The 7,760-nt window shown below is 66.2% G+C and carries 8 protein-coding genes; 1 reads left to right on the top strand and 7 read right to left on the bottom strand.

The window, feature by feature from the left end:
* On the top strand, positions 1–1,416 hold a 1,416-nt coding region (locus tag AAC050_RS04170), incomplete at its 5' end, for a tryptophan halogenase family protein (protein WP_339913798.1).
* A 63-nt stretch (positions 1,417–1,479) separates the two neighbouring features.
* Here the strand turns inward: AAC050_RS04170 and hemN are convergent.
* The 7 genes from hemN to narI are packed head-to-tail and all read right to left on the bottom strand — an operon-like array spanning position 1,480 to position 7,756.
* Positions 1,480–2,838, bottom strand: coding sequence for an oxygen-independent coproporphyrinogen III oxidase (gene hemN / locus AAC050_RS04165; RefSeq protein ID WP_339913797.1), 1,359 nt, complete (start codon positions 2,836–2,838; stop codon positions 1,480–1,482).
* Entirely contained in the window at positions 2,835–3,416 is a 582-nt protein-coding gene (locus tag AAC050_RS04160; protein ID WP_339913796.1) for a molybdenum cofactor guanylyltransferase, read from the bottom strand. The genes hemN and AAC050_RS04160 overlap by 4 nt, the downstream gene beginning before the upstream one ends.
* Positions 3,413–4,081, bottom strand: a complete 669-nt coding sequence (locus AAC050_RS04155; protein WP_339913795.1) for a carbonic anhydrase — start codon at positions 4,079–4,081, stop codon at positions 3,413–3,415. Before AAC050_RS04155 ends, AAC050_RS04160 begins: the two co-directional genes overlap by 4 nt.
* Complete coding sequence (locus AAC050_RS04150; RefSeq protein ID WP_339913794.1) at positions 4,078–4,668, bottom strand: hemerythrin domain-containing protein; 591 nt, start codon at positions 4,666–4,668, stop codon at positions 4,078–4,080. The genes AAC050_RS04155 and AAC050_RS04150 overlap by 4 nt, the downstream gene beginning before the upstream one ends.
* A gap of 31 nt (positions 4,669–4,699) precedes the next feature.
* Entirely contained in the window at positions 4,700–5,926 is a 1,227-nt protein-coding gene (locus tag AAC050_RS04145; RefSeq protein WP_339913793.1) for a hypothetical protein, read from the bottom strand.
* A 1-nt stretch (position 5,927) separates the two neighbouring features.
* On the bottom strand, positions 5,928–7,040 hold the full coding sequence (locus AAC050_RS04140) for a peptidylprolyl isomerase (RefSeq protein ID WP_339913792.1): 1,113 nt from the start codon (positions 7,038–7,040) through the stop codon (positions 5,928–5,930).
* A complete protein-coding gene (gene narI / locus AAC050_RS04135) occupies positions 7,037–7,756 on the bottom strand; it encodes a respiratory nitrate reductase subunit gamma (protein WP_339913791.1) in 720 nt (239 codons plus the stop codon). The genes AAC050_RS04140 and narI overlap by 4 nt, the downstream gene beginning before the upstream one ends.
* Positions 7,757–7,760 lie beyond the last annotated feature (4 nt).

The following is a 7,760-nucleotide window of genomic DNA, read 5'->3' as shown; positions in this document are numbered from 1 at the left end:
GTCCGGCTGGTCGAGTCCGACGATATCGGTATTGTCGGCGTGGGCGAGGCGACGGTTCCGCCGATCCGCGATTTCAACACCATGATCGACCTCGACGAGGCCGAGTTCATGCGGGAAACCCGGGCGACCCTCAAGCTGGCGATCGAGTTCGTCGATTGGGGCCAAAAGGGGCAGCGCTACTTTCATCCGTTCGGCACCTTCGGCCCGGGACCGACGTTGTCGGAATTCCATCAGGCCTGGCTGGCGCTCCGTGCCCGCGGCGAGGTGACGGATCTCGAATCCTGTTCGATCGCGGCCCAGGCGGCCCGACGCGGTCGGGCCGGACTGCGGGCGTCGGATCCACGGTCCCCGCTGAGCGGTCTGTTCACGGCCTATCATTTCGATGCCGGCCTATACGCCGGGTATTTGCGTCGGGTTTGCGAGGCCCGCGGCGTCGAGCGGCTCGAGGGCAAGGTGGTGGACGTCGTTCAACGTGAGGACGATGGCTTTGTTTCGGGGGTGAGGCTGGACGACGGCCGCCTGCTTGAAGCCGACTTGTTCATCGATTGCACCGGCTTCAGGGCTCTGCTGATCGAGGGCGCACTCAAGGCGGGTTTTGAGGACTGGAGCCATTGGCTGCCGATGAACAGGGCGCTCGCCGTCCCCTGCGCCCGGTCCGGCCCGAGCCTGCCCTACACCCGGGCAACGGCCCGGGAAGCGGGCTGGCAATGGCGCATCGGCCTGCAGCACCGGACGGGCAACGGCTATGTCTATTGCTCGGACCATTTGTCCGATGACGCCGCGCACCAGACACTGATGGCCAATCTGGACGGAGCCCCCCTGGCCGACCCGCGTCCGTTGCGCTTTACCACCGGCCGGCGAAAGGTCTTCTGGGACCGGAACGTGGTCGCCCTGGGTCTGTCCAGTGGCTTCATCGAACCGCTGGAGTCGACCAGCATCCATCTGATCCAGGCGGGCATTACCCGGCTGCTTCAGCATTTCCCCGACCGGCGCTTCAGCCCGGTCAACATCGCCGCCTACAATCGCCGACTGGGGCGCGAACTGGAGCTGATCCGCGACTTTGTCATCCTTCATTATCACGCCACCCAGAGGGACGACTCGCCGTTCTGGCGGGCAGCTGCGGCCATGTCAGTGCCCGATAGTCTGACCGAGCGCGTCGAGGCGTTCCGGGATCGGGGGCTGCTGTTTCAGGTCGGGGCCGACGAATATTTCAGCCAGGGGTCCTGGCTGGCTGTGATGATCGGCCAGAACATCGTACCGGAGGGGTTCAACCCCCTTTACGCCCTGCAGAACCTTGACCGCACGGCGGCCGGCCTCGCGAGCCTGCGGCAACAGTGGGAGCGGACGGCAGAGGAAATGATGCCTCATGATGATTTCCTGCGCGCCCAGCGAATGTGGGCGACAGACGCAAACTGAGCGAGCCCGTGGTGCCGCTGGCAGGCTAATGCGACTTGTCTCCGCCGAAATGGAAAGCGACCGTCAGATTGCCGCGCTGTGCCGTTTCGGGGCCGGGCTGGAGCGGTTGTCGAAACAGGCGGCCACCACCCGGACCAGGCGGGCCATGTCGGTCGACACGCGGACGAGGCGTTCATCGACCTGACACAGGCCGTCCACTGTGAGGGTACGGGCGCTCGCAATCGCCGGATCGAGCGTCGACACCTCGCGGCCCTGGTCCAGGCATACGGCCCCGACGTCGACTTCGAGATCACACATGAGCCGTTCGATCACCGTCCGGCGCAGTCGGTCGTCCGACGTCGTTTCCAGTTGACGGCCAACCGGCAGTCGCCCTGCCGTGATGTCGGCCGTCCAGTCGTCGATCCTCAGCTGGTTCTGGGCATAGGCATAGGGCAGGCTGCTGATCGCAGAGGGTCCGACGCCGATCAACACCGCCGATGGATCGTCCGTATAGCCCTGGAAATTGCGATGCAGGGTTCCATCGGCCAGGCGAGCCGTCATGGGGTCGCCCGGGCGCGCAAAGTGATCCATGCCGATGCGGACATAGCCGTGCGCCGACAGCACCGCCTCGGCGGCCTCGGCCTGGGCCCAGCGTCCGGACACGTCGGCGAGGTCGGCATCGCGGATGACCGCCTGGTGCTTTTTCATCCAGGGCACATGCGCATAGCCGAACAGGGCGACCCGGTCGGGCTCCAGCGAAAGCGCAGTCTTCATGCTGGCGGCGACATTGGCGCAACTCTGGCCCGGCAGGCCGTACATCATGTCGAAATTGATCGCCTCGACCCCGCCGTCGCGCAGGTCACGAACGGCCGTGGCGACCTGTTCGACGGGTTGGATCCGGTTGACCAGACGCTGAACCCCGGGGTCGAAGGTCTGCACGCCCAGGCTGGCGCGGGTCACGCCGGCAGCGCCGAGACCCCGGGCGAAGCTGCGGTCCAGAGTGCCGGGATCGAGTTCGACCGCCACCTCGGCACCGGGGCGCAACCGGAACGTCAGGGCGAGCAGTGCCAGCAGTTCGGCGAAGTCTTTGGTGTTCAGGCTGTTCGGACTGCCGCCGCCGAAATGCAGGTGGGCCGTGCCGGCATGGGCGGGCAGGGCCTCGCCCCACAGGTCGATCTCACGCTTCAGTTGGTCCAGAAATCTGGCGACCCGCGCATAGCCGTTAGGCACGCTGGTATGGCAGCCGCAGTACCAGCACAGCCGCTCGCAGAAGGGGATGTGAGCATAGATCGACAGGGTGTCGTGCGGCTGGATATCGCCCAGCCAGCGACGAGCATCCGCGTCATCCGGTGCCGGTTCGAAGGCCAGGGCTGTGGGATAGCTGGTGTAGCGCGGCAGGGTCCGGGTCGCGTGGGCCAGTAGGCGGTCGGAAAGGGCGGTCATATCGTCATCGCTTCCGCACGCGCCAGGTCATCGAGCGTGTTGATGTTGAGGAAGGGGTCCCCCTGATCAGTCGGCCAGTCGACGACAGCGCGGCCAACTGCCTCGCTGAGACCGTTCAGGGACAACTGTCCGGCATGGACCCGCTGGAGAAGAACCGGCAGGGCGGACGTGCGCCACAGGGCACAGACCGGATGCAGTCGCCCGTCGCTGGCGGCGACGGTGACACCTTTGCCGCCTGTCAGGGCGTGATCGAGGCGGATCCGCAGGTCGGCGGGCAGGAAGGGCATGTCGCACGGGATGGTCAGGACGCGGTCCGCGCCGTTGGCATCAGCCCAGGCCAGGGCCGAGGCCAGGCCGCCGAGGGGACCGGGGATGTCCGGATCGTCAAGGATCACAGGATCATGGATCTCGTTGACCTGTTCCGCGGCGCGCAGGACCAGAACCGTTGGGGCACCCCATCCGTGGGTCGCCTTGAGCGCATGGGCCAGAAGGCTGATCCCGGCCAGCCGGCGATCCGGCTTGGCGCCGCCGATCCGCTGTCCGGCCCCGCCGGCGAGAACCGCCGTGACGATGCTCATGATCGACCCCTGCCCGGGATGCGTGGCCGGGAGCGGGGTTGCGAGCGGATCTGTTCAAGGCGGCTGACGTCGGCGGGACCCGAGATCGTGGTCTCCATATCCCGAACCAGACCGTCGCGAATGGAGTAGATCCAGCCGTGAATCGACAGGGGTTGGCCCCGCTTCCAGGCGTCGGTGATGAAGGGGTTACGCGACAGGGCCCGGACCTGGGCCAGCACGTTTTTCTCGCAGATGAAATTGACGCGCGCCTCAGCGTCGTGGATGGCCGCGAGCTCGCTGTCATGATCCTCGCACAGTCGCTGGACGCGCTGCATCCAGTGGTCGAGGATTCCGTGACGCTGTCCGTCGAGGACGGCCCGGACCCCGCCGCAGCCATAATGGCCGCAGACGATGATATGGCGAACCTTCAGGGACTCGAGGGCGAATTGAAGGACGGCCAGCAGGTTCATGTCCTGGGCCGGGGCCAGGTTGGCGACATTGCGATGAACGAACAGTTCGCCGGGTTCCAGCCCGACGATCTCGTTGGCGGGGACGCGACTGTCCGAACAGCCGATCCACAGATACTCGGGCGTCTGCTGGGTCGACAGTCGACGAAAATACTCCGGATCGATCCGGGCCTTGGCGGCCGCCCATTCCAGATTATTGTGAAGCAAGGTCTCGATCATGGCTTCGCTCCGGGTGTCCGGAACGGAATCACGAGGGCTCCGCTTTCTACCTTTTCCAGCACCACCCCGCGTCGCGCGGCCATCCGATTGCTGAGAGCCCGCAGATCTTCGGCAGTCAGGCGCAGGCGGGCGATGGGCAGGATCACGGCATTTTCCAGCGCGATGTGTCGTCGCTCGTGCAGGGCAAAATCCGTGAAGAGACGTCGGGTCTCCCGATCATGACCCGGCGCGCCGCCATTGGCCAGGGCGCGTTCGAGAAGGCTGATCAGGACGCGGGTATGCTCCATGTCGTCCTGGTGGTCTGCCGACAGCGCGCCCAGCAACGGGCCGAGTTCATCCTCGGGCAGGCAGCGTCGGCGCAGCAGGGGAAACAGGTCATCCTCTTCGTCGATGACGTGCAGCGGCATGTCCTGACGCAGGAAGGTCAGAATCTCGTCCACCTCATCGCGCAGCAGGACCGTCGCGGTGCCGACGCGGTCGATCAGGCGGCACAGCTGACGGTGGCGATAGTGTTCGGCGAACAGCCAGTTCAGCGGTTCACGGATCAGCTCTGCCGTCATGGGCTCGATTTGCGGCTTCTGGCTCATCCGGGATAACCTTCTTGCCCCGCCATGATATCTAGAACCGGTATTCCGCGGCGACCCAGACCTTGTTGCGATCGGGGAAGGCGACCTGCGCACTGTCGAACCGGGCGGCCTTGATCTCGATGGCCCGGCGCGGGTCCAGAACCAGCCGTCCTGACAGGTCCAGTTCACGGCCGTAGCGGTTGCTTCCGTTCGCATCCTGGATGTCGCGCCATGAGGCAGACAGGGTGGCGCTGCGACCCACGGGGGGATGGGCGACGGCATAGCTGAGCGTGGCGGAGACGTCGCGCAGCCCGTCCCGGGGCGTGTTCAGGAACACATCTGCCCAGCCCTGGAAGGCGTGCAGGGTCGCCAGCGGGGTCTGGAAAGCCTGAACTCCGTTTCCGTCCAGCCGTTCCACCGCCAGGGTTCCGCTCAGGGGACCGTGCTTCAGTCCTGCGGAAATCAGGCCGTAGTCGAGATCAAAGCTGGCCGGATTGGCTCCGTATTCGGACTGGCGCGCATAGTCGACGGCATACAGGGCCGACCAGTCGGGAGCCAGGGCGTGGCTGCCCTCAAGCCGAACGCCCCAGGTCGCCGAGGATTGAGCCGGAGCATTGGCGAAATCGAGCAGATAGCCATAGGCCGTCAGCCGTCCCAACGGAGTCGGGGCCTCGACATTGATCAGGTGGCTGTCGGAGTTCCATTCGCCGACGGGACTGTCGTCGCCGAAGATCCGGTGGACCCGGTCGATCCAGACATAGGTCACGGTCAACGGCTTCAGGGCCCGGGTCGTCACCTTGACGGCGTCGAACGTCTGTTCGTTCTGACGGAAGCCGACATTGCCGACGAAGCGGGCATTACCGAGAATGATGCGCTGGCGGCCGAGGACGACCTCGGTGTCCGGCAGGCCGGTCCAGCTGAGCTGCAGCCGGTTCAGTTCGATGCCCTCCGGGTCGGCCACCACCGGATAGCGGGACGGGCCGTGGATGGTGTCATTGTAGTTGTCGATCAGGGCGGTGACGGCCTCACCTTCGACCAGCAGTTTGAAACCCGACCAATCCGGGCTCTGCCAGCCCAGACGCGCGCGCAGGGTCACGGCCGTCGCATCGTCCAGCCCGTCCTGACTGACGCCCTCATAGCGCAGGCGGCTGTCGAACAGGATGTCGCCCGGAAAGGTCGAGGCGACGGCCGGGCCGGTGGCGGGGGTCTGGGCCTGGGCCATGCCGGGGGTCACCGTCAGGGCCAGCGCCAGCAGGGCGGGGCGGGAAAGCGTCTTCATCTCAGTTTCTCCGGATGAGGGTGAAGGTCTTCACCGGCACCGTCAGTTTCGATTTCAGGATCGCCCGCACGCAGGCCAGGGCCGGGTCTTCCGAGCCCTGGGCAGCCGAGATCAGCCGGGTCCAGCTTTCGTCGCCGGCTCCCTGGGCAAAGTTGGAGATCTCTCGCTGAACAAAGGTCGCGAATCCGATCCCGGCCGCTTCAGCGACCTCACGGGCCCGGGTGGCCAGGGCGGGGTCGGCCTCGTCCAGCCAGGTTTCGAGCCGGGCTGCGACGGCGGTCTGGTTGTTCAGCAGGTCGCCGAGGGACAGGGCCCCGTTGGATACGGCCCCGTCGATGGTGACGGTGAGCGCGACGCCACGTTCACGGGCCTCGGCCGCCAGTCCGGACACATAGCGGGTCGCCGCCGCGGTCCAGGCGCGGCTTTCCAGATGGAGCGCGATCTGCGGCTGGACGTGTTCGAACGGCAGCCGCTGGCCTTCGATTCGCCGATCGAGACGCAGGATGTGCCAGCCGAAGCGGGACCGGACCGGTTCGGTCGCCGTCTCGCCGGCCAGAAGCCTGTCCAGCCCGACCTCGACCTCGGGGGCGAGGTCACCGGGGGAGAGCTGGCCGAGGGAGCCGCCGACTCCCTTGGACGGACAGTCCGAAAGCGTCGCTGCCAGGGCGGTGAACCGCGACGGATGATCAGCCAGTTCGGCGATGGCCGCCAGGGCGACGGCCCGGGCGTCGGTCCAGGCCGCCTCGTCGGTGCCCTTGGGCGCGCACAGGATGTGGGAGGCCTGGGTTAGGCGCGGCGTCCGGAACCGGTCCGGCGCGCCGTCGTAGACGCGACGGCACTCGGTTTCGTCCGGTCGCTCGACCGTGATCTCGGTGTCGAGAACGGCGCGGACGAGGGCTTCCTCGGGGGTTTCCTCCCGACCGTCCTCGTCCATCTCCGCCTCGGCCGTCAGACCCAGCTGATGCGCCCGGTCCAGAAGCAGGGCCTTGATAGCCAGGGCATGGGCCGCGGCGTTTCGGGCCGCCTCGGCCGTGGGGGCCGGGTGGTTCTGGGCCTCCTCGGCGACGAGACGTTCCGGAAGTTCAACCCCGTCGACAACGATGACGGGGTTCATTTTGTGCGCTCCACGGTCCGGCGCGTCACCGGCATCGGCCGCTTGCTGCGCACCAGCTGCCAGCCACGACGGTTCAGGTACCAGACCGGTGCCGACAGCATGTGGACCAGCCGGGTGAACGGGAAGACCAGCAGGATGGTCAGGCCGAGGGTGATGTGGGTCTTGAACACCCAGCTAACGTCGGCGATGAAGCCGGCGCTGTACGGGTTGAAGGTGAAGACACCCTGGGCCCAGCTCATGAATTTGATCATTTCGGAACCGTCACGGTGCCCAAGGGACAGCGGGATGGTCGCCAGGCCGAGACTCAGCTGAACCAGCAGGATCACCAGAATGGCGATGTCGCCGAAACTGGAGGTATTGCGGATCCGGGGATCAAACAGTCGCCGGTGTAGCAGCAGCAGACCGCCGGCCAGGCAGAAGACTCCGGCGACGCCGCCGGCGATGATGGCCAGCATCTGTTTGAAACTGTGGGTGACCCCGAGGAAGTCCCACACGGCGACCGGCGTCAGAAGGCCGACGAAATGGCCGCCGAAGATGGCCAGAATGCCGAGGTGAAACAGGATGGAGCCGAGCACCAGCTGCTTGCGCCGCAACAGCTGCGATGAGCCGGTACGCCAAGTGTATTGCTCACGATCGAACCGCACGATCGAGCCGAGCGCCAGCACCGCCAGGGCGACATAGGGGTAAACCCCGAACGCGATGAAATTCAGGTCCATGACG

The sequence above is a fragment of the uncultured Brevundimonas sp. genome (assembly GCF_963974615.1).
In the GTDB taxonomy this organism is placed as follows: domain Bacteria; phylum Pseudomonadota; class Alphaproteobacteria; order Caulobacterales; family Caulobacteraceae; genus Brevundimonas.
Note: the sequence above shows the minus strand (reverse complement) of the source record. Positions and strands in the feature narration are given on the sequence as shown.

Coding starts and splice junctions, on each gene's coding strand:
- AAC050_RS04145 (WP_339913793.1), bottom strand. CDS start 5,926: ATGAAGACGCTTTCCCGCCCCGCCCTGCTGGCGCTGGCCCTGACGGTG.
- AAC050_RS04140 (WP_339913792.1), bottom strand. CDS start 7,040: ATGAACCCCGTCATCGTTGTCGACGGGGTTGAACTTCCGGAACGTCTC.
- narI (WP_339913791.1), bottom strand. CDS start 7,756: ATGGACCTGAATTTCATCGCGTTCGGGGTTTACCCCTATGTCGCCCTG.
- AAC050_RS04150 (WP_339913794.1), bottom strand. CDS start 4,668: ATGAGCCAGAAGCCGCAAATCGAGCCCATGACGGCAGAGCTGATCCGT.
- AAC050_RS04155 (WP_339913795.1), bottom strand. CDS start 4,081: ATGATCGAGACCTTGCTTCACAATAATCTGGAATGGGCGGCCGCCAAG.
- AAC050_RS04160 (WP_339913796.1), bottom strand. CDS start 3,416: ATGAGCATCGTCACGGCGGTTCTCGCCGGCGGGGCCGGACAGCGGATC.
- hemN (WP_339913797.1), bottom strand. CDS start 2,838: ATGACCGCCCTTTCCGACCGCCTACTGGCCCACGCGACCCGGACCCTG.